Origin of the sequence: Candidatus Methanocrinis alkalitolerans (genome assembly GCF_029167205.1) — an archaeon.
Lineage (GTDB): Archaea > Halobacteriota > Methanosarcinia > Methanotrichales > Methanotrichaceae > Methanocrinis > Methanocrinis alkalitolerans.
In genome coordinates, this window is sequence record NZ_JARFPL010000013.1 from 1 (window position 1) to 23,435 (window position 23,435).

25 protein-coding genes are annotated in these 23,435 nt (G+C 60.6%); 14 read left to right on the plus strand and 11 right to left on the minus strand.

Annotated features, from left to right (window positions below; translation table 11 throughout):
- Positions 1 to 103: DUF4277 domain-containing protein (locus tag P0O24_RS05410; protein ID WP_316968791.1), on the minus strand; the 103-nt coding region annotated here is incomplete at its 3' end.
- Positions 104 to 186: 83 nt separating this feature from the next.
- Positions 187 to 753: a helix-turn-helix domain-containing protein gene (locus P0O24_RS05415; RefSeq protein WP_316968723.1), complete on the minus strand. Its 567-nt coding sequence runs from the start codon at positions 751 to 753 to the stop codon at positions 187 to 189.
- Positions 754 to 1,137: 384 nt separating this feature from the next.
- On the opposite strand from P0O24_RS05415, the gene aroE reads away from it, so the two are divergent.
- Both aroE and P0O24_RS05425 read left to right on the plus strand, forming a co-directional pair.
- Positions 1,138 to 1,944: a shikimate dehydrogenase gene (gene aroE, locus P0O24_RS05420; protein WP_316968792.1), complete on the plus strand. Its 807-nt coding sequence runs from the start codon at positions 1,138 to 1,140 to the stop codon at positions 1,942 to 1,944.
- Positions 1,941 to 2,987 (plus strand): prephenate dehydrogenase/arogenate dehydrogenase family protein, encoded by a 1,047-nt coding sequence (locus P0O24_RS05425; RefSeq protein ID WP_316968724.1) that lies wholly within the window; start codon positions 1,941 to 1,943, stop codon positions 2,985 to 2,987. The genes aroE and P0O24_RS05425 overlap by 4 nt, the downstream gene beginning before the upstream one ends.
- 22 nt (positions 2,988 to 3,009) lie before the next feature.
- Here P0O24_RS05425 and P0O24_RS05430 read toward each other — a convergent pair whose 3' ends face one another.
- The 3 genes from P0O24_RS05430 to P0O24_RS05440 all read right to left on the minus strand — a co-directional run bounded on the left by P0O24_RS05430 (position 3,010) and on the right by P0O24_RS05440 (position 4,619).
- Positions 3,010 to 3,648, minus strand: a complete 639-nt coding sequence (locus P0O24_RS05430) for a hypothetical protein (protein ID WP_316968725.1) — start codon at positions 3,646 to 3,648, stop codon at positions 3,010 to 3,012.
- Between the two features lie 197 nt (positions 3,649 to 3,845).
- Positions 3,846 to 4,268 carry a phosphate-starvation-inducible PsiE family protein gene (locus tag P0O24_RS05435; RefSeq protein WP_316968726.1) on the minus strand — a complete coding sequence of 141 codons (423 nt, stop codon included), beginning with the start codon at positions 4,266 to 4,268 and terminating at the stop codon, positions 3,846 to 3,848.
- An 81-nt stretch (positions 4,269 to 4,349) separates the two neighbouring features.
- Complete coding sequence (locus tag P0O24_RS05440) at positions 4,350 to 4,619, minus strand: SemiSWEET family sugar transporter (RefSeq protein ID WP_316968727.1); 270 nt, start codon at positions 4,617 to 4,619, stop codon at positions 4,350 to 4,352.
- A 189-nt stretch (positions 4,620 to 4,808) separates the two neighbouring features.
- On the opposite strand from P0O24_RS05440, the gene P0O24_RS05445 reads away from it, so the two are divergent.
- From P0O24_RS05445 to P0O24_RS05490, 10 genes are all read left to right on the plus strand, one after another.
- Positions 4,809 to 5,864, plus strand: coding sequence for an ABC transporter substrate-binding protein (locus P0O24_RS05445; protein WP_316968728.1), 1,056 nt, complete (start codon positions 4,809 to 4,811; stop codon positions 5,862 to 5,864).
- A gap of 196 nt (positions 5,865 to 6,060) precedes the next feature.
- The gene (locus P0O24_RS05450) at positions 6,061 to 6,270 is read left to right on the plus strand and encodes a hypothetical protein (RefSeq protein WP_316968729.1); all 210 of its coding nucleotides are present in this window, start codon (positions 6,061 to 6,063) and stop codon (positions 6,268 to 6,270) included.
- Between the two features lie 46 nt (positions 6,271 to 6,316).
- Positions 6,317 to 7,390: a FecCD family ABC transporter permease gene (locus P0O24_RS05455; protein WP_316968730.1), complete on the plus strand. Its 1,074-nt coding sequence runs from the start codon at positions 6,317 to 6,319 to the stop codon at positions 7,388 to 7,390.
- Positions 7,384 to 8,169, plus strand: a complete 786-nt coding sequence (locus P0O24_RS05460; RefSeq protein WP_316968731.1) for an ABC transporter ATP-binding protein — start codon at positions 7,384 to 7,386, stop codon at positions 8,167 to 8,169. Before P0O24_RS05455 ends, P0O24_RS05460 begins: the two co-directional genes overlap by 7 nt.
- A 357-nt stretch (positions 8,170 to 8,526) precedes the next feature.
- Complete coding sequence (locus tag P0O24_RS05465) at positions 8,527 to 8,922, plus strand: hypothetical protein (protein ID WP_316968732.1); 396 nt, start codon at positions 8,527 to 8,529, stop codon at positions 8,920 to 8,922.
- Between the two features lie 233 nt (positions 8,923 to 9,155).
- The gene (locus tag P0O24_RS05470; protein WP_316968733.1) at positions 9,156 to 10,523 is read left to right on the plus strand and encodes an MBL fold metallo-hydrolase; all 1,368 of its coding nucleotides are present in this window, start codon (positions 9,156 to 9,158) and stop codon (positions 10,521 to 10,523) included.
- Complete coding sequence (locus tag P0O24_RS05475) at positions 10,520 to 11,656, plus strand: hypothetical protein (protein ID WP_316968734.1); 1,137 nt, start codon at positions 10,520 to 10,522, stop codon at positions 11,654 to 11,656. Before P0O24_RS05470 ends, P0O24_RS05475 begins: the two co-directional genes overlap by 4 nt.
- Before the next feature lie 63 nt (positions 11,657 to 11,719).
- On the plus strand, positions 11,720 to 12,223 hold the full coding sequence (gene msrA / locus P0O24_RS05480) for a peptide-methionine (S)-S-oxide reductase MsrA (RefSeq protein ID WP_316968793.1): 504 nt from the start codon (positions 11,720 to 11,722) through the stop codon (positions 12,221 to 12,223).
- Positions 12,224 to 12,279: 56 nt separating this feature from the next.
- Entirely contained in the window at positions 12,280 to 13,011 is a 732-nt protein-coding gene (locus P0O24_RS05485; RefSeq protein WP_316968735.1) for a DNA alkylation repair protein, read from the plus strand.
- 102 nt (positions 13,012 to 13,113) lie between these two features.
- Positions 13,114 to 13,521 carry a hypothetical protein gene (locus P0O24_RS05490; protein WP_316968736.1) on the plus strand — a complete coding sequence of 136 codons (408 nt, stop codon included), beginning with the start codon at positions 13,114 to 13,116 and terminating at the stop codon, positions 13,519 to 13,521.
- 32 nt (positions 13,522 to 13,553) lie between these two features.
- Here P0O24_RS05490 and P0O24_RS05495 read toward each other — a convergent pair whose 3' ends face one another.
- Positions 13,554 to 13,844 carry a hypothetical protein gene (locus P0O24_RS05495; protein ID WP_316968737.1) on the minus strand — a complete coding sequence of 97 codons (291 nt, stop codon included), beginning with the start codon at positions 13,842 to 13,844 and terminating at the stop codon, positions 13,554 to 13,556.
- Positions 13,845 to 13,902: 58 nt separating this feature from the next.
- Positions 13,903 to 16,455: a U32 family peptidase gene (locus tag P0O24_RS05500; protein WP_316968738.1), complete on the minus strand. Its 2,553-nt coding sequence runs from the start codon at positions 16,453 to 16,455 to the stop codon at positions 13,903 to 13,905.
- Positions 16,456 to 16,513: 58 nt separating this feature from the next.
- Between P0O24_RS05500 and P0O24_RS05505 the strand changes: the two genes are divergently transcribed.
- Both P0O24_RS05505 and P0O24_RS05510 read left to right on the plus strand, forming a co-directional pair.
- Entirely contained in the window at positions 16,514 to 17,353 is an 840-nt protein-coding gene (locus P0O24_RS05505) for a sulfite exporter TauE/SafE family protein (RefSeq protein ID WP_316968739.1), read from the plus strand.
- A 193-nt stretch (positions 17,354 to 17,546) separates the two neighbouring features.
- Entirely contained in the window at positions 17,547 to 18,947 is a 1,401-nt protein-coding gene (locus P0O24_RS05510) for a tetratricopeptide repeat protein (protein ID WP_316968740.1), read from the plus strand.
- Positions 18,948 to 19,114: 167 nt separating this feature from the next.
- Here P0O24_RS05510 and P0O24_RS05515 read toward each other — a convergent pair whose 3' ends face one another.
- The 4 genes from P0O24_RS05515 to P0O24_RS05530 are packed head-to-tail and all read right to left on the minus strand — an operon-like array spanning position 19,115 to position 23,234.
- Entirely contained in the window at positions 19,115 to 20,152 is a 1,038-nt protein-coding gene (locus P0O24_RS05515; RefSeq protein WP_316968741.1) for a ketopantoate reductase family protein, read from the minus strand.
- 20 nt (positions 20,153 to 20,172) lie between these two features.
- Positions 20,173 to 21,357: an FprA family A-type flavoprotein gene (locus tag P0O24_RS05520; protein WP_316968742.1), complete on the minus strand. Its 1,185-nt coding sequence runs from the start codon at positions 21,355 to 21,357 to the stop codon at positions 20,173 to 20,175.
- Positions 21,358 to 21,382: 25 nt separating this feature from the next.
- Positions 21,383 to 22,240, minus strand: coding sequence for a mechanosensitive ion channel family protein (locus P0O24_RS05525; RefSeq protein ID WP_316968743.1), 858 nt, complete (start codon positions 22,238 to 22,240; stop codon positions 21,383 to 21,385).
- 1 nt (position 22,241) lies between these two features.
- Positions 22,242 to 23,234 carry a hypothetical protein gene (locus P0O24_RS05530; protein ID WP_316968744.1) on the minus strand — a complete coding sequence of 331 codons (993 nt, stop codon included), beginning with the start codon at positions 23,232 to 23,234 and terminating at the stop codon, positions 22,242 to 22,244.
- Between the last annotated feature and the right edge of the window lie 201 nt (positions 23,235 to 23,435).

Sequence of the window (23,435 nt, forward strand, 5' to 3'; positions counted from 1 at the left end):
TGGGAAGTGCCCGATCAATAACTTCAGCGATCTTCAACGAATCGAAAATGCCTGCAACTAGACCAAGGTGGCCTATTAGGTATGATTGGACGTCCACATCCATGCTACTTACCTTCGAGGTGCCTTGGATGCTATTATTAAAAAATGTTGTGGATATTTACAGAGAGAAATTCAGGACTTCTAAGTTCAAAACGCGGAATGTGGGCTTAATCCATTATGATCCTCAAGGTCGTCTCTAAACGACTCGATTGTATTGGCATCTTTCCCTTCGCATACATATATGACTTTAGATTTATCCAAATCAACAAAAACGGATATGTAGTTATGACCTTTTGCTCTGGACGTTTCATCGACACCGACGGATTTTACCTCTGAAAAGTCCTCTTCTGATCTCGCTTTCGAAACGTAATACTCCAGGACTCGCCAGATCCGGGTATCATGTTCTCCGATCAAGTCCGCTACCGACTTGACAGGCATGTGTTGGGCCATTAAGATTATCAAGGAATCCATGAGGAGGGAAAAGCCACTACCTTTTCTAGCCCAAGGAACCTTAATAACCTTGACACCGCAGCTTTCACAGTTCGTTCTGGGAACTCGACAATGAAGGTATGTCTTAAATTGGAAGAAGTTAAGATGGCGCCAAGTCCTATCGATAGTATCGTGAACATCGCATTCGAAGTTGCCGCATTGAGGACATGGAAATTTACTACCTCGTTTGAAATCTATGTGGATGTCGAGTTGTTTCTCCTCCAAATCGAAGTCGATTGAATCGATATACCAGGGCGGCTGCAAGTTCAGGTCGCGTACCCAGATTACTGAATAGCGCTAACGGGTGACGTAATGGCTGTTTGGCGGAAAATAAGTCCCTTGAATTCGATTCGAGTGGCGATTTTCAGTAGAGCGAGTACGCGACCCAAGTTCAGAGCCAGCTTAAAAAGATCCTCTTGTGAGATTGACATGGTTTTTATTTGATAACCTCATATGATAAGTGGCTATCCATTACCCACAAGAAATAGCGAAGAGCCATTTTTAGATTGTGCCATGAGACGTATAGAGGAGGATTTAGCTCTTTTCTCTTATTCCAAGATCGCCAACCGGACCTACCCTTATTTACCCGAATAGACCTACTTGCCCTTGATGCTAGTCTACGCCGTCTTCGGTGACCCCGTGGAGCACAGCCTCTCCCCGGCGATGCAGAACGCCGCCTTCTCCGCCCTGGGCCTCTCGGCCCGCTACCTCGCCTTCCGGGTCAGGCGGGAGAGGCTTCGGGACGCGATCCTGGGGGCGGAGGCGATGCACTTCGGCGGCCTCAACCTCACGATCCCCCACAAGGAGGCTGCCCTCTCCATCGTCGAGCCCGACGAGAACGCCGCTGCGATGGGGGCGGTCAACGCCGTCGCCTTCGTTGATGGATCGATTCGAGGGTACAACACCGACGGTTTGGGGGCGGTCCGGGCCCTGGAGGGGGCGGGGGTCCGGGTCGATGGGAGGCGGGTCCTGATCATAGGCGCCGGGGGGGCGGGAAAGGCGATCGCCCGCCAGCTCGCCCTCTCGGGGGCGCAGGTTGCCATCGCCAACCGGGACCGCCGAAGGGCCATCGAACTTGCCGCCGCTGTGGGGGGACGGGGCTACGGCCTCTCTGACCTCTCCAAACTCGTCCCCGAGGCGGAGGTCGTCGTCAACGCCACCTCCGTCGGGATGAGGGGCGGCGACCCCCGCCTCTTCGACGGCCGCCTCCTCCGGGAGGGTCAGACCGTCTTTGACATCGTCTACAACCGGAAGACGGAGCTTTTGAAGGACGCCGCCCGGGCCGGGGCGGTGGCGATAGATGGGGTTCCTATGCTCGTCTGGCAGGGGGCGCTATCTATCGAGATATGGACCGGGAGGAAGGCCCCCACCGATGTCATGGAGGAGGCAGTCCGGGAGGAGCTGAGGAACCGATGAAGACGGAGCCGGTGATGAAGACGGAGCCGGTGATGAAGACGGAGCCGGTGATGAAGACGGAGCCGGTGATGAAGACGGAGCCGGTGATGAAGACGGAGCCGGTGATGAAGACGGAGCCGGTGATGGAGATGGAGACGATCGATTTGAGAGAGAATAACAGGATGCTGATAGTGGGGGGGACGGGCGGGACCGGCAGCTGGTTTGCCCGCTACTTCAAAGACCGGGGCTTCTCGGTCACAGTCTGGGGGCCGAGCGGTCGGGTTGACGTCGCCGAGGAGCTCGGGGTCGCCTTCGCCGGGGACCTCCTGGCGGAGGTGGCCAGAAGCGACGTCGTAGTCCTCAGCGTCCCCATCCTCGAAACGGCCAGGGTCATCGAGGAGGTCGCCCCGAAGATGAAGCCCGGAAGCCTCCTGATGGACGTAACCAGCCTCAAGGCGGGGCCCATGGAGGCGATGGTGAAGTGGGCACCTGAGGGGGTGGAGGTCCTGGGTACCCACCCCATGTTCGGCCCCACCATCCCGACCATCCGGGGACAGACAGTGATCCTGGTCCCGGCGGCCGGGAGGTGCGACACGTGGCTTTCGCCGATGAAGGAGGCCTTCAGGGAGGGCGGGGCCCGGGTGGAGGTTTTGGGTCCCCAGGAGCACGACGAGATGATGGCGGTGGTCCAGGCCCTCACCCACTTCGCCTACATCTCCATAGCCTCCGCCCTCAGGTCCCTGGAGTTCGACGTCGGAAGGTCGAGGCGGTTCATGAGCCCCGTCTACGAGATCATGATCGACTTCGTAGGACGGATCCTCGCCCAGAGCCCCGAGCTCTACGCCAGCATCCAGGAGAACCCCGAGGCGAGAAGAGTGAGGGAGACGTACATCGGAGAATGCCAGAGGCTTTCAGAGCTCGCCGACGATGGTGACATCGCAGGGTTTCAGGAGGCTATGAGGGCGGCGGCCCTCCACTTTGGTGGGACGGATGAGGCCCTCGCCCGCTCCGACAGGCTCATCGGCCTCTGGATCGAGAACCGGGAGGGTGAACGCCGGGGATGATCCTGCCCTAAGGCAGCCTCGGTCATCCGGCGGGCCAGTGGCGGCTCAGACCCAAGAGCGCCTCGTTCTTCGCCTCGAAGAGGCTGTGATCCATAAAGCCGCAGCTGCGGCAGACCACCTCCACGGGGAGCTCTCCGACGAGATCATTCATGAACTCCGTCTTGACGGTCATAACCTCCTCCGACGATCTGGCCCTCCGGACCCTCTCCCGGAACCGGATGGCAAGATCCATCACCCGGTCTGCCTGATCCTCCAGGGCCCTGCGAACCTCCTCCACCGGTATCGGATGACCGCCGGATATGCGGTCCCAACGGTGATCTTGGACCGCTTCTACCAGCCGGTAATGGGATTCTATGGCCAGATCGTAGGGGGAACCGGCCTCGTTGCAGCGGCCGTATCGTGCGGCGTATCTGCACCCCGCGCAGTCCACGGCTCCAGGACGGTGAAAGGTGCAGAAGGGGCTATAGACGGGGCTCAGGGGGAGATAAGCCAGCATCTCCAGCGTCGACCTCTCGGCCAGATCCAAAGCTTCCTCCGCCCCCCCGGCGGAGGCGAGGTCCTCCCGGAGGTCTCTTGCCAGGGTTCTGTACCGGTCCGCCACCTCCTCCAGGGCGGTTATTACCCCTTCGGGCGGATCGATCGAATTTCGATGGGGGATCATCACGTCTCTCCTCCAGGTAAGTTGCACACCTATCGGATTAAAGGGTTCCCACCGGCAGGGGCGGAGGGTTCTGGGCTCTGCTTTCACCCGTCGGCGGAGGAGGGCGCCACCGAGATCGGAAGATCGGAGCCTCTTCGGGGAGGGCGACAGAGATCGGATGGAAGGAGACCGTCGAGATGGGAGGTTTAAGATCCCATCTAAAGCTTGCACGCCTTCTCGTCTTGCTGGCTCTTCTTCACTAGGTAATATCCTATGGAGAGGGAGATGACGATCATACTGATCCCGATGAGGGTCATGCTGGGGAGGGCCTTGACGTCCAGGATGATCACCTTCCTCGCTACGGCGATGATAGCCACCAGAAGGACGACCTGGACGTTTATTACGTTCTCCTCGATGTATATCTTGAAGGTCTCCAAAAGCTCTATCCCTATCAATACCAGCAGGAAGTGGCCGAAGATGTTCAGGAGCTCGTCGATCTCCAAGAGGGCCAGAGGAGGCGTCGCGATCTCTTTTGCGATGATGTAAAATAGCTCCGCCGTCGCCAGAAGGACGACGATGGCCATCAACCAGGCTAGAACCGTCAGAACCGCCTTTTGAAATTTGGCCAGCCTCTCCATCATCGAAGATCCTCCTCCTTCCACCTCTGCCCCGGCGACGGCGCACCGAAATCTCCGTCTTCTTTTCCCTCTGGTCTGCCCTTATTATTTGAAGTATCTTCTGGTGGTGTACCTGAAATAGACAACGATCCCCAAAGCCAGAATCCAGAGAGATACTACGTTTGCGACTATAAGAGGGGAGTTATTGAGGTGGAGGCCGTAGGCGAGCCAGAGAGCGACGCCGATCCCCATCTGGATCATCATGAGGAGGCTGACGTCGTCCACAGACCTAGTCCTAGCCATCTTCACCAGCTGCGGCAGAAATCCGAACATCGTAAGAGCCGCAGCGGCGTAACCGACCATCTCCCAGTCCATAGATATCGCTCTCCTTTCGATCTCAAGGCGCCAAAGGTCGCCGCCTCTCAATCGGAGGGTATCACCTCAAGGCCGTTAATCCAGGTTTCGGTCACCGTCGCCCCTTAGTTACAAATTTAAGACCGAAACTCTTATTAATTAATAAGGATATCGCACATTTACATTATAAACCATGTGGAGGCTGCGAATTTGAATAAGACGCCTTTTGTCCTGATTATTGCGCTGGTGGCCTTTCTTTCTCTGGGGGCGGCTAAAGGAGCCGATTATCCCCTAGCCGTCACCGACTCTGCTGGAAGGTCTGTGACGATCGAGGCTCCGGTCGAGAAGATAGTCGCCATGAACTCAGATGCCGCCGACGCCGTCAGCATTCTCGGGGATGCTGGAAAGATCGCAGGCTCGGTGGACATCTCTTATAAGGCTCACTACTTCACCGAATTTTCGGCCGACTGGGAGACGGTGGGCACCTGGAGGGAGTTCAACTACGAGAAGATAGCAGAACTTGCCAGAGACGACGGCGGAGATATAAGGGACGGGACGCTGGTGATCTGCTACGCCAGCAAGGCCGGGGAGATGGAGGAGAACCTCGCCCCCTTCGAGAAGATCGACATCCTCGGCCTCGACCTCTACAATGCCGAGACCCTGGAGGAAGAGATGGCGGTCCTCGGGAAGGCTCTGGACCGGGAGGCTGAGGCGCAGATGTATAACACCTGGGTCGGCGAGAAGAAGGAAGCTGTAGCAGAGGCTGTAACGGGCCTCTCCAGGCCGAAGGTATACGTCGAGGGCGGGTCCGCCTCTGACCTGGGGGCTCTATGGACATACGGCCCGGGATCTTCCGTCGACGACATGATATCTCTAGCCGGTGGCGAGAACGTCATCGACGCTGACGAGCAAAACCCCAAGGTCGAATGGGAGACGGTCTTAGCCTCGATGCCGGAGGTGATGATCAAGGTGCCGGCGGCTATAAACAGTCTCGGCTGGTCTGAGACCGCCGAGATGGAGGCTTTCGTCCGGGAGATGGAGAGCCGTCCGGGCGCATCTTCCATCCCCGCCGTGGAGGATGAGAGGGCCCACGTCATCTTCAGGGACATAACCCTCGGGACCGGCTCCGTCGTCGGCCTCACATACTGGGCCAAGATGATCCATCCAGAGGCGGACCTCGATCCCGTGGGGGTCTACCGGGAGTATCTGGCCATGAGGGGGCTATCCTATCCGGAGGACGCCTTCTTCGTCCTCCCGGGAATCTAGATAGTCCTCACCATAAGCCTCGTTTGAACCTCGACAAAAATGTCCTGTTTCAGGTCTATAGGCCTGAAGCTCAGCACATTTATAATGATATGCGGCGCCGGAGGAAAGAACTTCGGCGGCTATGATGAGGACCGCGTCTCTTTGATGGCTGCCCTGAGGGACGAGATCGCTTTTCGCCCCGGATGGTACGCCATCGGTGCGGCAAAAGACGATCGGATCTCGCGCCCTCTCCAACGGCATACTCGGCGGGGTCCAGCACTTCATAGCGGTGGTATACCTCTTGAAGCTCTTCCATCCCGACCTCTTCGCCTATCTGGACCCCGTATCCCTCCATCGAGAGCGCCTCAACAGGTTCCAGGAGGTGGACCTCCAGGGAGTATACATATATCCGGAGATCCCCGTGTGATCAATCAGACTTAAATCGGTTATAGTTTATGAGCAAAGCTGATAAGATGTCAAAGGAAGGCCCAGTAGAGAATTCGGAGCTGAAGGTGGAGTACAGCCAGTTCGTCGGCAGGAAGGTCCTCTTCATCCTCCTATCTATGGCGGGGATCGTGGTCCTGGCGGGGGTCGCTGCCACCTTGGGCTCCGCCAGCATAACTCCGACGGAGGTCTATACAGCGATCCTGGCCCGGTTCTTTCCCGGAACTTTCGAGACTACGAACTTCATCGACACCATCGTCTGGCAGCTGCGGCTCCATCGGGTCTTGATGGCGATCTTCGCCGGGATGGGGCTCGCCGTCGCCGGGGCCGCTATGCAGGGGATATTGAAGAACCCCCTCGCGAGCCCCTTCACCCTGGGGATCGCCTCCGCCGCCAGCTTTGGGGCGTCCCTCGCCATCATCATGGGGGCGGGGTTTGTAGCAGGCCAGTGGCTGATCGTAGGAAACGCCTTCATATTCACGATGCTGGCATCCATCACCGTCTACGGTCTCGCCAGGTACAAGGGGATCACCCCGGAGACGATGATCCTCGCCGGGATAGCCATAATGTACCTCTTCAGTGCCATGACCTCCTTTCTCCAGTACGTCGGCAAGTCCGAGCAGGTCCACGAGGTCGTATTCTGGATGATGGGTAGCCTCGGCAGATCATCCTGGGACAAGGTGGGGATCATAGCTCTTGTGACCGTCGTCTGCACCCTTCTTTTGATGTACTACTCCTGGGACATCAACGCCCTGGGGGCCGGAGACGAGACGGCGAAGAGCCTCGGCGTCAACGTTGAGTTCGTGAGGGTCTTCTGCATGATGTTGGCTTCCCTCATCACCGCCAGCGTCATATGCTTCACCGGGACGATTGGGTTCATCGGACTCGTCGCTCCCCACATCACCAGGATGGTGGTGGGAGGAGACCATCGTTTCCTCCTCCCCGCCTCAGGGCTCGTCGGAGCCCTCATACTCCTGGCCGCAGACACCGTCGCCAGGACGATATTCGCTCCCGTCATCCTGCCGGTGGGGATCATGACGGCGTTCCTGGGAGTTCCGTTCTTCATCTACCTGTTCCTGAGAAGGAGGAAGGACTATTGGTAAAGATAACTATCAAGGATCTAAGCTTCAGCTACGGCAGCCGCAAGATCCTCGACGACCTGAACGTCGTCGTCGGAGATTCGGAGGTCTTGAGTCTTGTCGGACCCAACGGCTCCGGGAAGACGACTCTCATCAAATGCATCGACCGGATCCTCAAGCCCAAGGGGACGATCCTCCTGGACGGCGGAAAGGACCTCCAGTCCCTCAGCCGCCAGGAGGTGGCCAGGTACATCGGGTACGTCCCCCAGTCGACGACCAGCGCCCTCACCACCACCGTCTTCGACACCATCCTCATGGGGAGGAGGCCCCATATGGGATGGAGGGTGACCGATGAGGACATCGATCGGGTAGTCGAGATGATGAAGCTCCTCCACGTCGAGGAGTTCGCCCTAAAGGACTTCTCTGAGCTTTCGGGAGGGCAGAAGCAGAGGGTCCTCATCGCTAGAGCGTTATGCCAGGAGCCGGAGGTCCTCCTCCTGGACGAGCCCACATCGAACCTGGACGTGAAGCACCAGCTCGAAGCTCTCGACACCGTGAGGGCGATCGTCAAGAAGACCGACATCTCCGCGGTGATGGCGATCCACGACCTGAACCTCGCCGCCCGGTACTCCGACACCCTGGTGATGCTGAAGGAAGGGAAGGTCCACGCCATCGGAGATCCCCTCTCCCTCCTGACGAAGGAGAATATCAGGTCGATATTCGGGGTCGAGGCTGCGGTGATGAGGGACCTCGACCGGCCTTACGTCGTGCCGCTGCGATCGTTGAGCGGCGAAGCTCTGTAAATTTTGATGTCGGGCAGAAGAAAAGGGATGCCGGATCTCAAGGGGATCGGTCTTGCACCCCTTTTCTGCTCCGGCACCCTCTGGTTCAGGAAGGCTTGTTGTCGTCTTTGCCGCCCTTTGGCGGCGGGCGCGGGTTCTCCAGCGGGTCACGAAACGGGTTTTCACGCACGCCAACCAGACTAAATCCTATTTAGTAATAAACTTTTTGCTTAGAATGCTACAAAATCCGGCCCACCGGGAGTATTTCGATCATGCCGGAAGTCCCGGAGGATCCCTCCGGCGCAAGCGGCTTTTCGGATGAGAGTATGGATAGGTAGTTATCGCAGGAGCCGCCTTTTGCTAAAGGAGGCTGATCGTGTGAAGGCGATGGGAGGAAGAAGGGTAGACTTTTCGATGTGGCTCTTTGAGCAGCGAAAGAGGGACGACCGGGTGGGAAGGGCGGGGTCCGAGGCTTACCAGCGATACCAGACGGGGCGGTGGCCCGCCGCCGGCACCCTCCAGGATCGCCTCGACGAGATGAGGAAGGGCGGGGTGAGGGGCGCCCCCCTGAAGGGGCTGGACGAGGCATGGTGGGAGTACATCGACGTCGTGACGAAGGACGTCGCGGAGCATCACATCCTCCGGGAGGTGGGGGCGGTGGCGCAGAGGGCTCTATCGACAGCAGAACATATCGAGGAGGGCGACAGGTATGCCATCGATGGCGCTAACGTCGAGCGGCTGAAGAGGCTATTGGCGAAGCTGAAGGAGATATGAGATCTCTATATTTCTCTCCATATTATTTAATTCTACACATTCAATTCTCCTGCGGCTCACCTCCCGGGACCCGCCCCCTCAATAATAAGTTTCATATAACCTCCCATCTTAAAAATAGAGAGGATTTCCGATGGAGAGGACCGTACAGATGGCCATCCACCATCCTGGATATCCTGCGGCGGATACCTTAAAATGCTCGAATTCGGCCAACCTTTAGGTCGGAGGTGAATTTTATGCTATTTGAGAGAGTCGAATCTGAGGGGCTCGCCCACTACTCCTACATCGTGGGCGACGGAAACGAGGCTCTTGTGATCGATCCCCGGCGGGACTGCGATCTCTACCAGAAGATGGCGACGTCCGCGGGGATGAGGATCACCACGGTCCTTGAGACCCATCGAAACGAGGACTATGTCGTCGGATCGGTGGAGCTCTCAGCCAGGAGTGGGGCCGATATATTCCACGCCGACGGCCACCTAGACTATCGGTACGGCGAGGCGGTGGATGACGGCATGAGATGGAAGGTAGGAAGGTTCGAGGTCGAGGCGATCTCCACCCCCGGCCACACCCTCGGTTCCATGAGCTACCTCCTCCGGGACTCTGGAGGCGAGCCCTGGATCGTCTTCACCGGAGACGACCTCTTCGCCGGTGACCTGGGGAGGGTAGACCTCATGGGGATGGAACGGGCCGGGGAGATGGCAGGCCTCCTCTACGACTCCATCTTCGATCGGCTCCTCCCCCTGGGGGACGGGGTGATAGCATGTCCCGCCCACGGTGCGGGGTCGGTCTGTGCCGCCTCCATAGCCGATAGGAAGTGGACGACCCTAGGGATCGAGCGGAAGAGAAATCCCAAGCTCCAGGTGGAAGGAAAGGACGAGTTCGTCGAGAAGATGGCGGTGGAGCTGGAGATGCCCCCCTACTTCAAGGAGATGGAGAGGCTGAACATGGTGGGTGCGCCCCTCCTTTGCACCGTCGCCGACCCCCTCCCCCTCTCGGCTCAGGAGTTCGCCGAGGCGGCTGGAGATGAGTTCGTCCTCGACAACCGGACGGAGCTCGCCTTCGGGGCTGCCCATCTTTCCGGTTCCCTCAGCATCTGGCTTGCCGGCATCCCCAGTTTCGCCGGCTGGTTTTTGCCCTACGACAGGAAGATCTTCATGGTCGACGAGACCGGAGATCTCGATAAGGCGGTCCGGCTCCTCCGGCGGCTCGGGTTCGACCGGATCGGAGGTCATCTCTCAGGGGGGATGATCGCCTGGCACACCGCCGGGATGGAGAGCGGCACCATCAACACCGCCAACGTCCACGACCTCTGCCGCCGCCTCGACCGCCAGGAGAAGGAGAGGGCATGGATCCTCGATGTCAGGGGCGACGACGAGCTGGAGAGGTCCGGGAGGATCACCGGCGCCCACCAGATCCACGTCACAAAGCTGCCCGAACGGATCGGCGAGGTGCCGAGGGACCGGCCGATCTACATCTTCTGCGGGTCCGGCCTGCGCTCCATGATGGCGGCCTCGATCCTCCGGCGGGAGGGGCTGGAGGATCTGACCGTCATCCTCGGGGGGCTTGCCGGCTGGTCATCGGCCCGGTGTCCCGTGGTGAGATGATGAAGAAGATCGGGATCCTATCAGCCCTCAGCCTATTGATATGCCTAATTCTTGCGGCGGCTCCATCGGCCTTGGGGCTCCCGACCCTTCCCAGCGGGAAGGAGAACCCGCTGCCCATCCTCTTCCCGGAGCTGAATACAAAGCCCGCGCCCTCCTGGGTCGTCGAGGGGCTGAGGGCGACCTACTACGCCACCGTCGACCAGGGGGCGAGGGATGGGAAACCCCAGGTCGGCGACGCCCTCATCCAGACCGACGTCGTCGCCCTGGAGGGATCTTTCGCCGCCACCTCCACCGTCAGCTACGTCCGCTCCCCCCTGGGGCTCTTCCGCCCACTCCCCGGAGGGGGTTTCGGGTCGGTGGTGCCGGCAGGCTGCGGCGACTTCTGGTGCAGTCCCGAGGTCCTGGCAAAGGTGCCGGAGGGAGACGGCGGCGATCTGTCGGTGATCCGGGGCCCTGTGGAGGTGGCGGGCTCGACCTTTCAGGCGGTGAGGCTGGAGGTGAAGCGGACCGGGATCAGGTATGCCATGACCTATGACGCAGAGACGGGCCTCCTCCTCCTCCACCGCTACGACATCCTCTCCTCTGACGGGGCCACCACCGAGACCGGCATAATATCCTTGCGAAACCTCCGGGAGGTGGATATCCCCTGGACCGGCGGCACTTCCCCTAACTGGCTCCGGGCCGGCCAGACGACGTCGTACCTGGGCGAGACCGTCTTCGAGATACCCGGGACGGTCCCGAACCCCTTCCCCGTCAACCTCCGGGCTGAAGTCGTCTCCGTCAGTTCTGAGTCTTCCATCATCAAGTGGACGGCTCCGGGGGAAGGCGGAGGATCGATCCCGTACTATGCGGCCAGCGGCGTCCGCCAGCTCATGGGATTCTGGCTTCCCGCTACAGCGTTAGCCATAGACGAGGTCGGAGACGTCGACGCCGATCCGGATACGGGGCTGCTGATATCCGTCATCCAGAACGATCGGAACGGGATAGTCTTCCGGGAGACCAACGGCCGGGACTATCAGAGGCTCATCACCTACGAGAAAGGGACGGGAAAGCTCCTCGGCAGCTACGAGGAGAAGCTGACGGAGGCCTTCACCTCCACCGTCCAGAAGACGGTGGTGGAGCTTACTGCTTAGTCACTGAGATGATGATTAGGAGATGACCATGAAGAGAAGGGATGGTGATCTGAGTTGAAGGGGATGGAGGTGAGGGATACGATAGAGGCCGGGACGAAGAAGGCGACCTTCGCCGCCGGCTGCTTCTGGGGGGTTGAAGCGGCCTTCCGGGAGGTGGAGGGGGTCATCTCGACGGCCGCCGGCTATACCGGCGGCGCGACCGAGGACCCCTCTTACGAGGAGGTCTGCACCGGTGAGACCGGCCACGCCGAGGCGGTGGAGTTGGTTTACGACCCCAATCTCGTAACGTACGATGAGCTCCTCGACCTCTTCTGGTCGATCCACGACCCCACCACCAGAGACAGGCAGGGGCCGGACGTCGGGAGCCAGTACCGGTCGGCGGTCTTCTTCCACGACCCCAGGCAGGAGGAAGCGGCCCGATCGGCGAAGGAGAGGCTCCAGAGCTCCGGCCTTTATAGAAGGGAGATAGTGACAGAGATCGTCCCGGCGTCGAAGTTCTACCGGGCAGAGGAGTACCACCAGCGCTACTTCGAGAAGCACGGACGGAAGGGGTGCAGGGTCTGGTGAGGATGGAGGGGTTAAGAAGATGAAAGGGTCTTGGTCAGGATGAGGGGGCTTAGAGGATGAAGGGGTCTGGCGAGGGCTTGAAGGATGACGTCGTCGCATCCGTGAAGCGGCAGCTTCTGGAAGAGGCTGACGAGAGGACGAGGGAGAGCGGCCAGCGGTTCTTCAAGGAAGAGGTGTTGCTTTACGGCGTCAAGGCCTCCGTGGTGAGGCAGATCGCCAAAAAGAGCCTCCGGGAGATGGATGGAAGGGAGAAGGAGGAGATCTTCGCCCTCTGCGAGGAGCTTCTCAAATCCGACTATGGCGAGGAGGCAGCCATAGCCTTCGAGTGGGCCTACTCCCGGAGGAAAGAATACGAGCCCTCCGACTTCGCCGTCTTCGAGGGGTGGCTCAGCCGATACGTCAACAGCTGGGCGAAGTGCGACACCCTCTGCAACCACACCCTGGGGACCTTCATCGAGATGTATCCCGGTTATCTCGATAACCTCAAGGTCTGGACTGGATCGGAGAACAGGTGGCTGCGGAGAGCGGCAGCCGTGACCCTCATACTCCCGGCCCGCAAGGGGCTCTTCCTGGAGGAGGTCTTCGAGATATCCGACCTCCTCCTCCTGGACGCAGACGACCTCGTCCAGAAGGGGTACGGCTGGATGCTGAAGGAGGCGTCCAAAAGCCATCAGCAGGAGGTCTTCGATTACGTCATGAAGAACAAGGTCCGGATGCCCCGGACCGCTCTGCGCTACGCCATCGAGAAGATGCCAGAAGATCTGCGGCGCAGGGCGATGGCTAGGTGAGAACAATAGCCCATGGGTCCAAATTTCAGAGGGCCGATAGCCTGCATCTCCTCACAGTCCACCACCGTCTCTTTTTTATCGGCCGCCCTCTCAGCTTTAACTATGAAACCGAGCACCTTTGACTTGACGGAGCGGCGGATGAGGATCACCGCCTTCAGGATTGGCAGGATCTGGGCCTTCAAGCACTTCTTCGCAGAAAAGGAGACTTTCAAGGAGCTGGCCGACCATTACAGCCGCGATAGGTACCGGTTCGAGTTTCTCACCGAGCACGAGAGGGATGAGGCCTTCGAGAAGCTGAAGTCCCGGGGCTTCGAGATCCACGTCGTCGAGGATCTGGCAGGCTACGTCGTAAGCCTCGATAAGCGGAGCAAGTACGCTCCGGTTCTGAAAAACTCCGTCGAATACTTGGAGACGAAGGAGGAGCGGGTATTTTTGATGAAGGACCCGGTCTCGGTGGAGGAGGCCCTGGAGTTCGGGGCCGAGATCTACGACGGGATCATACCCTTTTGATCTTCGTCTTTTGATCTCGAGTCTTTTAAGGGCTACCATCTCCGGTAGCAGTCCCGAAACTTCTTCTTGAACTCGTAGATCTCCCGCTCCGAGACGTTCATCCTCCATCCCAGGTCGTAGAACTCCTTCTCCCGCTCCGTACCCGTCAGGATCTGCCGCAGGAAGCACTCGCACCGCCTCCCGTCGAGCCCCCGCTCGGTGCACCTCCAGCCGTCCCCTTCCTTGAGGTGGTTTGAGAGGAGGTGGCCGCAGACGCAGCAGATCCCGCTCCGATAGTCGGGGCGGAGCGCCTCGTGCCTCCCCCTGGAGGTGGATGGGTCCATGATCGTCGATCCTTAACCTTCGGGTCTTAAAGCCCTTTTCCCGGCAGCTATAGGTCCGTCATTCTCTCCTCCCCCGGAGGAAGGCTCCGCCGGTCGCCCCCCCCAGGGAGATGGCCATCGCTTCTCCCTTGAGGCGTTGGAGGTCGCCCCCCTCCACCGCCTCGCCGTAGATCTCCGCCATCCTCCGGGCGTACTTCGCCGTTCTGCCCCGTCCGTCGATGGCCAGAGATGATATGCCGAGATCAATGAGCCTCGGCGCCTGATCCACCAGGGATAGCTCCACGGCGTTATAGATGTGAGTCCTGCATTCGCCGTCCCTCCTGAGGGGAAAGACCCTTCCGGTCTCGTCCTCGATCCCCCAGAAGTCGTCGCCGTATGGGGCGGCCGTCTCGCACCCCAGGGCTGAGGAGAGGAGGCAGTCCTCGGCTACCATCGCCTCGACGTTCCCCTGGACCAGGACCTCCAGTTCCGACCGGTTTGAGATTGATCGAGATCGGATGACCAGCTCCTCCACCTCTGGGGCCGAGAGCTCAGCAGAGAGGGCGAGCCTGCATAACCTCGGCGACAGCGCCTCTACGGCGGAGCTGTTCCAGAGGTTCAGACCAAAAGATCCAGAGACCCTCATCTCCGGTGCCACGGCGGCGACCGCCTCCGCGAGGCCCACCCCCTCCACCATCACCTCATCCACCTCCGCCCTCCTCAAAAGGGGGAGCGCAAGATCGAGATAGCGGCGTCTTGCGATCCTGGGCCACTTCCAGACGAGGTCGGCTCCGCCACCATCGCAGATCTCCTTTGCCTCGGCGAGGTGCTCCAGGAGGGCGTCGGCTCCGGTCTCTTCTGGCCCGCACCTCCTCCCCCCGGCGATGGATACTGCGGGCTCGAAGTAGACCCGGCGGCATCCCCCCTCGCAGCCCCCGGAGACGGCCGTAAGGGAGTTGGCGTAGACCGAGACCGACGGCTTAGATCCGGTCATGATATGTCTCGGCTCCGCTCCTCTCCTCCCCTCTATGAACGCCCCAAGCCTCGCCTTTGCCGACCCCACCACCTCCTCGGAGGGCTTGAAGGAGGCCCTGATGTCCCTCTCCGCGGCCTGCAGAAACTCCCGCCGTAGCCGGTTGACCTCTCCCAGGGGGGCGAAGAGGCCTCCGGGATAGTCCATTTCGATATCCCTGACGAAGAAGGGGGTCCCTCCGGCCTTTGAGAGCTGGGCTTTGATCTCCTCCTCCGAAAGGGGCCTCTTCTTCGCCGGCTCCATCGAGAAGTCGGCCTCCAGGATCGATGTCGCAGTCTTTCCATCCGGGAGGAAGATGTTCCCCCGGAGGACGGGCCTTCTTCCTTCCCATCGGACCTTTAGATCGATGGGGATGGGTTGGACCTGCCCCGGGCCCCTGCCTCCGCCGAGCCCTGCCCTCCGGGTGAGATAGACAATAGCCCCCCTCTCCACCGGCTCGCTGGAAGGGAGGCTGATGAGCCCGTCTTCGACAAAGACGGGAGATCTCGCCACCGTCCCTTGCTCTTTACCCCTCGAAGAGATGACGAGGCCGTCCCCCCGCTCCGGGACGAGGTCCCCCTCGATCCTCACAGCCGCCGCCTTTCTCCTTTGGTCCCAGCTGACGACGTGGCCGATCCGGACCCCCCGGTTGTCGGGCCGATCGGAGCTGACGATCTCCCCCCGGGAGGCGCCGCCGATCCAGCCCGGGGTGAAGGACCGGTTGAAGGCGAGGGCGAGGTCTCGATAATCCCGCGCCGACGGCGCCCACTCCGACCTGGATATGGCGTCTAGAGCCCGCCTGTAGATGGATACGACGGCCCTGACGTACTCGGGGGACCTCATCCTCCCCTCGATCTTCAGCGCCTCGACGGGGGCTTTCGCCACCTCTTCGAGTCTGGGATAGACGGCCAGGTCCTTTGAAGATAGGAGGTACCTTGCGGGAAGAGGTACCTCCTCCAGCTCAAGAGGCCGTCCCCAGGAGTCCCTCTTTTGGGAGTGCATGAGCCGGTAGGGCTTTCGGCAGGGCTGGGCGCAGAGCCCCCGGTTTCCGCTCCTTCCGCCGATCGCCGAGGAGAGGAGGCACTGGCCGGAGTAAGAGTAGCAGAGGGCGCCGTGGACGAAGACCTCTACCCCGATGGGAGCCTTCTCCCCGATCTCCACCACCTCCGGGAGGGTCAGCTCCCTTGCCAGGACCGCTCGCGATAGCCCCATCTCGGCGGCCCACAGCGCTCCTTCGAGGCTTGATATCGTCATCTGGGTGGAGGCGTGAAGCTCCAGGCGGGGGACGAGATCTCTTGCGAGGCGGAGGACCCCCAGGTCCTGGACGAGGACGGCGTCGGCCCCTGCCTCGTAGAGCCAAAGGAGCCGCTCTCCGAGATCTTCCACCTCGGCCTCGGGGATGAGGGTGTTGACGGCGACGTAGACTTTCACCCCCCTCATGTGGGCGAGGTCGATGGCCCTCTCCAGCTCCTGATCATCGAAGTTCTGCGCCCCCTTCCTCGCCCCAAACTTCTTTCCTGCCAGGTAGACGGCGTCGGCCCCCGCCTCCACCGCCGCGATGAGTCCATCCCAGGACCCGGCGGGGGCGAGGAGCTCCGGCACCCCTCTTGATCGTCTCACGGAAGGATAGCAGATAGGGCGAGATATATATTTATCTCAATCCGACATCCGTCTTATCGTGGAGCCGATCTTAGCCCTCGCCCTGGTTATAACGGGGGTCGCCGCAGGCCTTGCCTCCGGGATGCTGGGGGTCGGAGGCTGCTTCATCATGGTCCCGGTCCAGCTCTGGGCCCTCACCTCTTCGGGGGTCGAGCCGACCCTGGCGATCCGGATCTCCTTTGGGACCGCCCTCGCCGTGGCCCTCCCCACCGCCGTAAACGCCGCCCTGGGCCACCATCGGAGGGGTGCCGTCGTCCTTCGGGCTGCCCTCCTCCTGGGCATCGCCGGATTCGTCGGCGCCTTCGTAGGCGGAGCCGTGGCTGCAAAAGCCCCAGGTGAACTCCTACGGATCGGCTTCGGCCTGGTGGTCATCGCCGCAGCCCTGAGGATGGCGACTGCCCCCGATATCAAGGCCGCAGAAGGCGCGAAGGGCGGCAAAGCTCCGAGGAGCAACAGCTTCTACCTCCTTTTGGGGCTGCCCCTCGGCTTTGTATCCGGCCTCGTGGGGATCGGGGGCGGGCTGATCATGGTCCCGATCCTCTCGATGGCCTTGGGTTTTGGGATTCATAGGGCTGTAGGAACCTCCTCCGCCGCCATCATACTGACGTCTTCTGGAGGCGTCCTCTCCTACGTCTACAACGGCCTTGCCGTCCCAGGCCTCCCCCCCTACAGCCTCGGGTACGTCAACCTCCTCCAGGCGGCTCTCCTCGCCGGCGCCTCAATTCCCATGGCCCGGGTCGGGGTGAGGGCCGCCCACCGCCTCCCGGCCGACCGCTTGAGGGCGGCATTCACCCTCGTCATGGTCTACATCGGCCTGGAGATGACGGGGGCCTTTGAGCTTTTGCGCTCCCTTGTATGATAGGCCCTTCATGATCTCATATGAGGGAGCTCTTTTATGGGGCCGTATCCGCCGGATAACCACCTTTATATCAAATTGGAGAGCTAACCCTGACGAGATAACCAGGAGCGTTAAATCCATCCGGATACAGATAATGCGCCTGCTTTTAAATTTCAAGCTTCAGATTTCATGACAAAGAGAAAGAGAGGGTAATATGGCCATCGAGATGAGCAGCCCCTGGATAGCGGGGCCGGTCGGCGCGGCTGCCGGAGCGGCTCTTGCGTGGATTGCGAGCGAGTACCGGACGAGGAAGACCTACAGGAACGTCCTCCTCCTCCTCGCCAAGAGCGCCGATGACTTCGCCGGGGCGGGTGATGTGGACAAGGCCCTATCCATCTACGACCAGATCCTGACGGACGTCCCGAGGCTTGAGCCGGCCGTAAGAGGAGAGATTCGGTTCAGACAGGGGCTCTCTCGCTACGGCTCGTCCTTCGAGGGGGCGAGGGAGAAGAACCTGCAAATGGCGGTCTCCGCCTTCGAGGATGCGATCAGCCTCTTCAAGCCCCAGCGCCACCCCATCGAGCACGCCCGGGCCCAGAACGGGCTGGGAATCTCCCTAATCCGCCTCTCCGAGACCGTCGGGACGGCGGGCGGCGAGGCCGTCCTCTCCGGAAGGGAAGGGGAAGAGAAGGTCCAAAACCTCAAGCGGGCGATATCCGCCTTCGAGGCGGCCCTCAAGATCTACGCCGCCGAGGGGAGGGGGCAGGAGGAGGCCCAGACCGAGAACAACATCGGCGATGCGTACCTCCTCCTCTCGAAGATCGAAGGACCCGAAGCCGCCGAAGACCTCAGAAAGGCTATCGACGCCTACGAGGCGGCCCTCCAGTTCAGGACGGCAGAGGCGCATCCCGAGGACCGCGCCGAGACCCAGACCAGCCTGGGACGCGCCTGGATGGCCCTCGCAGAGCTGGAAGAAGGTGAGATGAGGGAGGCGCACCTGGAGAAGGCGGTCATAAACCTCAAGGCCGCCCTGGAGGTCAGGACTCTCGACTCCCACCCCTTGGAGAGGGCCGAGACCCAGACCCTCCTGGGCCAGGCCCTCGTCCTGGGGTCGGAGCCCCAGGTGAGCAGGGCCGAGATCCTGTCGTCGGACCGGGAGGGGCTTAAGAAGGCGATCGAGGCATACGAGGAGGCGCTCTGCGTCAGGATCCGAAAAGCGCATCCGGAAGAGTACGCCGAGACGAAGACCCTTCTGGGAAGAGCTCTCGTCATCCTATCGGCCCCGGCGAAGGGGCCGGAGGATGGTGCCAATCTGAAGCGGGCGATTGGCGCCTTCGAAGAGGCCCTGGCCATCAGGACCCTGAAGGAAGCTCCGGCAAAGTACGCCGAGATCCAGAACAACCTGGGCGTAGCCTACCGGAGCCTCTCGAAGCTGGAGGACCGGGAGGGGAACCTGGAGCGCTCGATCCTCGCCTATGAGGAGGCTCTCCGGGCGAGGGCTGGCGGAGCGAGGAGGGGTGAGGAGAAGGAGAAGGTTGAGGAGGAGAAGGTTGAGGAGGAGACTTCAGAGGAGGGGGCTGAAGGAAGTCGTGGTGAGTGGGATGAAGGTCGATAAAACCACTTGGGGTTAAGCGCCTTTGTCAGAAAGCTGTGAGCGGCGCGGCGAAGCTGTTGTTATGCGCTATTATTGTAGCCGCTCACGGATCTCTTTCAAGACCTCTTCCAGGGACATCTCCTCGGATTCCTCGACCATGGCAAAGGGGCACTAAAAACCTTTGAAGTTCACCGCTCGCGACAGGTCAGACCCTGTCGCCCTCCCTTCTCCATCGCCTTCACCATCCCCCATACCATCTCGTTCCCCGGCGCCTCAATCCCGTGCCTCCTCGCTATCTCGATAACGTACCCGTTTATCGCGTCGACCTCCGTCTCCCTTCTCCGGAGGACGTCCTGGAGCATGCTGGAGGTGTTGGCGGCCGTGCTCTCGGCGACTTTGCGGACGAACTCCAGGACTGCGAGCTCATCGAACCTCTGCCCCTCGGCCCTCGCGACGGCGACGCACTCCCCGACGATCCTCTCGACGACCGGGGCGAGATGGGGCGAGAGGACGATCCCGTTCTTCTCCCGGGTCAGGGCGGTGATGGGGTTTATGACGGCGTTGGCGAAGAGCTTCATCCACTGCTGGCGCCGGAAGTCCGCCGCGAACTCCGCGAGAAAGCCCTTTTCAGCGAGCCGGGCTCCGATGAACCGCTCCAGATCCTCGCCGATCCCCTCCTCGAAGACGGTCTTTCCCCGCCCCTTCAGCTCGATCTTCCCGTCCCCGGCGAAGACGACGCCGACGGAGGTGATGGCTTCGTAGACTGGATTATCGGGGAGGTCGAACCTCTCCCGTTTTCCCATCCCGTTCATCAGGAGGATGAACCGGGCGTCCGAGAGCTTCCCCACCAGGAGGCCGGATCCCTTGATCTCTCCTGCGATCGCGGCGAGAGAATGGGTCTTGACGGTGACGATGACGACCTCGGGGGCGAACTCCGACCTCGCAAGCTCCCCCGGGTCGGCGAAGGCGTACCTGAACCGGATCGAGAGGGGGCTTTCCCCTCCGGCGAGGGAGACTTCGAGGCCCCGCTCTTTTATCCTCTCGATGTGGCCGGGCCTTCCCAGGAGGGCGACCTCCTCGACGACGGGGGTCGCGCCTTCCTGATCTTTCTCCAACCCCTCCTCTCTCGCCTCCTCTATATCCCCGCCCTCCGCCTCCGGCTCCGAGAGGAGGTAGCCGAAGAAGGAGCCGATCGCCCCCGCCCCGATGATCAGGACCTTCGTCATCGTTCGGTTTCTTTCCTCCTTCAGGCGATTCCCAGCTCCTGGTGCCTCTTCAGGATCTCGTCGGCGAGCTGGTCGAGGGCCTGGTAGTCCTCCTCTCCGGGAAGCCCTTTGGCGAGGACCGGCTCCATCACCTCGACCTTAAGGAGGGGGATCGCCTCCTGGATCGCCTTCACCGTCTTGCCGCCCCAGCCGTAGGAGCCGATGATGGAGGCGAACCTCGTCTTCGGCCGCAGGGCGTTGGCGAGGAAGGCGACGTGAGCGGCGTTGGGGTGGGGCCCCCCGAGGACGGTGCAGGTCGCAACGACGAGGGTCGCGGCATCGACGAGGGCCTCGGCCATCTTACCGACGTCTGATACGGCGATGTCGAACCTTTTCACCCCGATCCCCCGGGCGATGAGTCCGTCGGTCAGGTAATCGACCATCAGCCGCGTGCTCCCGTGCATCGAGACGAAGGGGATCACCACCTCGTTTTTGACGTCTTCGCTGGCCCAGTCCCGGTACGCTTCGACGATGAAGGAGGGGTCGGCGTGGAGGGGGCCGTGGCTTGGGGCTATCATCTTTATTGATAGCGGATCGACGACCTCGAGGTTCTTTCTGATGATCGCCCGGAAGGGCATCATGATCTCGGCGTAGTACCTCTTGGCAGGCTCATAGATGATCTTCGGATCGGCGAAGAGGTCGCTGGTGGCGAAGTGGGAGCCGAAGAAGTCGCAGGAGAAGAGGATCTCATCCTCTTTGAGGTATGTGACCATCGTCTCAGGCCAGTGGACCCAGGGGGTGTAGAGGAACTCCAGGGTCTTGCCGCCGAGGGATAAAGTCGCTCTGTCCTCGACGGTCTCAAACTTCTCGGCCGAGATCTTGAGGTGCTCCTCCAGCAGCTCCCGACACCGGGGGGTGCAGACGACCTTTGCCTCAGGGAACCGTTCGAGGACCGCCGGGATCGAGCCGGAGTGGTCCTGCTCGGCGTGGTGAGCCACCACGTAATCGAGCCGATCGATCCCGAGCCTCTCCAGGTTCTCCAGGAGCGCCCTCCCAAAAGGCGGGTCGGCGGAATCTATGAGGGCGTTCTTCTCGCCTCCACGGACGAGGTAGGCGTTGTAGCTCGTCCCGTCCGGCAGCGGTATCAGCTCGTCGAAGAGCCTGCGGTCCCAGTCGATGACCCCGACGGAGAATACCCCCGGGCTCACCTCTCTATAAACTCCCATATCTTGTCACCTCGTTTCGATTCAACTATCCGCCGCCGGCAGCGGGCCCGCCTCCAAGATCCACGATCCCCGCCTTCGGCGGCTCGATCCCCTCAGCCTCGAAGGAGTCCCAGGCCCTCTTTGTCACGTCTGTCTCGAACGGGAACTCATCCCTCAGGTCATAGACGTAGGCCTTGGACCTCACTCTGCGATAGAAGGGATAGTCCTTCAGAAGTATCGTCACCGGCCTCTTCTCGGAGATGTAGACGTACCGAGAGGTTACGGTGGCCTCCCTCAGGATCTCCATAGCCCTTGAGGCATCGGAGGCCGAGTCGATGAATAGGTCGATCACCACCATCATCTCCTGGCTTCCGGCGTTGGCGTTGGCCAGGGTCTGGTTGAGGACCCTCTGATTTGAGACAGAGACGAGGTTGTCGTCGGGGGTTACGAGCCTCGTCGCCCGCAGGCCGATGTCCGTCACCTCGCCGTATTGGTCGTCTATCCTCACCTTATCCCCCACCTGGTAGGGCTTGTCCAGGACGATGACGACCCCTCCCACCACCTCGGCTACCAGATCCTTCAGGCCGAAGCCTATGGCAGCGCCCGCAAGTCCAGAGAAGGCGATGAGCTGGGTTGTGGAGAGCTGAAAGACGGATCCGAGGATGTGATATATGGCGAAGCCGTATATTGCCAGCTTCGCGATGGGGATCGCCATCTTGACGGTGATCCGGTGCTCGTACGCCCTCTCTGATAGCCAGCCAAGGAGGAAGACCGCGACTCTGACGGCGACGTATGCGATGGCCAGCAACAGAAGGGCGCTTATAATGGTGGACGAGTCGATGCCGATATCCGGGATAGCCCCCCCTCCCGGACCTGAGAGCGGAGCTGTCGCGTTCTCAGCCATGCTACCAGACCAGCCTCGCCCTTCTCAGGTGTTCTGCGGTCCTCTTCAGCGCCTCGGCCCTCAAAGATACGACCTCTCCATCGATGAAGACGAGCCCCCTCTCTTCCAGGAGGGCTGCGGCCCTCTCGGCGGAGGTTCCCGTCGGCTCCAAGACCTCCGAGAGGGCTGCTAGATCCACCGACCCCATGGAGAGTATTACGTTGAGGGCGAAGGAGTCGTCGAGGTCTAGGTCGATGGACGGCAGATCTATGAGGCTGTTTCTGACCTCTGGATAGTCCAGCGCCTCCTTCCAGAGAAGCTCGGCGACCCCGGGGTTTCCGTCGGAGATCCGGGCGAGCTTTCCGAAGAATATCTCCATCGGCGGCCTCTTCTCCTCCCCCTTGTGGAAGCGGGACCTGATGGAACTCAGGTCCACCTCAGGGCGGGGGATCTCGATCCTCTCGCCGAGGAGGCTTATCTTGAAGCTGGAACGTTTGAGGATCTTCGGCTCTTCTGTCTCATCCTCCTCTTCCTCGAGGAAGGTGAGCTCGCCTTCTTCATAGCCGGATAGGAGCATATCCCGGATCTTGCCAGCATCCATCCCGGGGAGCTCTATCTTCATGGGGAAATGCTGGCCGATCCCCAGGACCTCGTCGAGGTACTTCCAGGAGAAGCTGTTCCATGTGGTGATGAAGAGCCTCTCGGAGGAGGAGACGAAGTTTATAAAGCGGTCCATGAGATCAAAACCGCCTATCTTCCGCAGGTAAAGACGATGGGCCTCCTCCACAATCGCTATCTTCGCAGAGGACCTCTCTAGGATCTCGAAGTCCTCCTTCAAAGACCCGGCTTTGACCCTTAAGGCTCCGCCTCCGGCCCTTTCCCAAACCCATTCCAATAGCTCCGACTCGCCGTAGAAGGGGTCGGAGATGACGGCGATGTTCCTCCTCTTGCCCTCTTCAAAATCCTTTGTTGCCTTCTCGATAAGCTCCATCTCTTCTTTGAAAGGCGGTGGCATATGGCAAGATCTCCAGAGGTGGATATGATGCAAAAGCCTCTGCTGGACCATCCCTCGCCATTCTTTTTAGATATACTCCTAAATTAAGATTGCTGTGCCGCCCCTCTTCTGACCTTCTCAAATGAGATGACTTTAGGTCTTCATTACGTTGGCCCTCTGGAGCTCGGTTCCAGGGGGTCGGGTCCGCCCTTCGCCCCATCG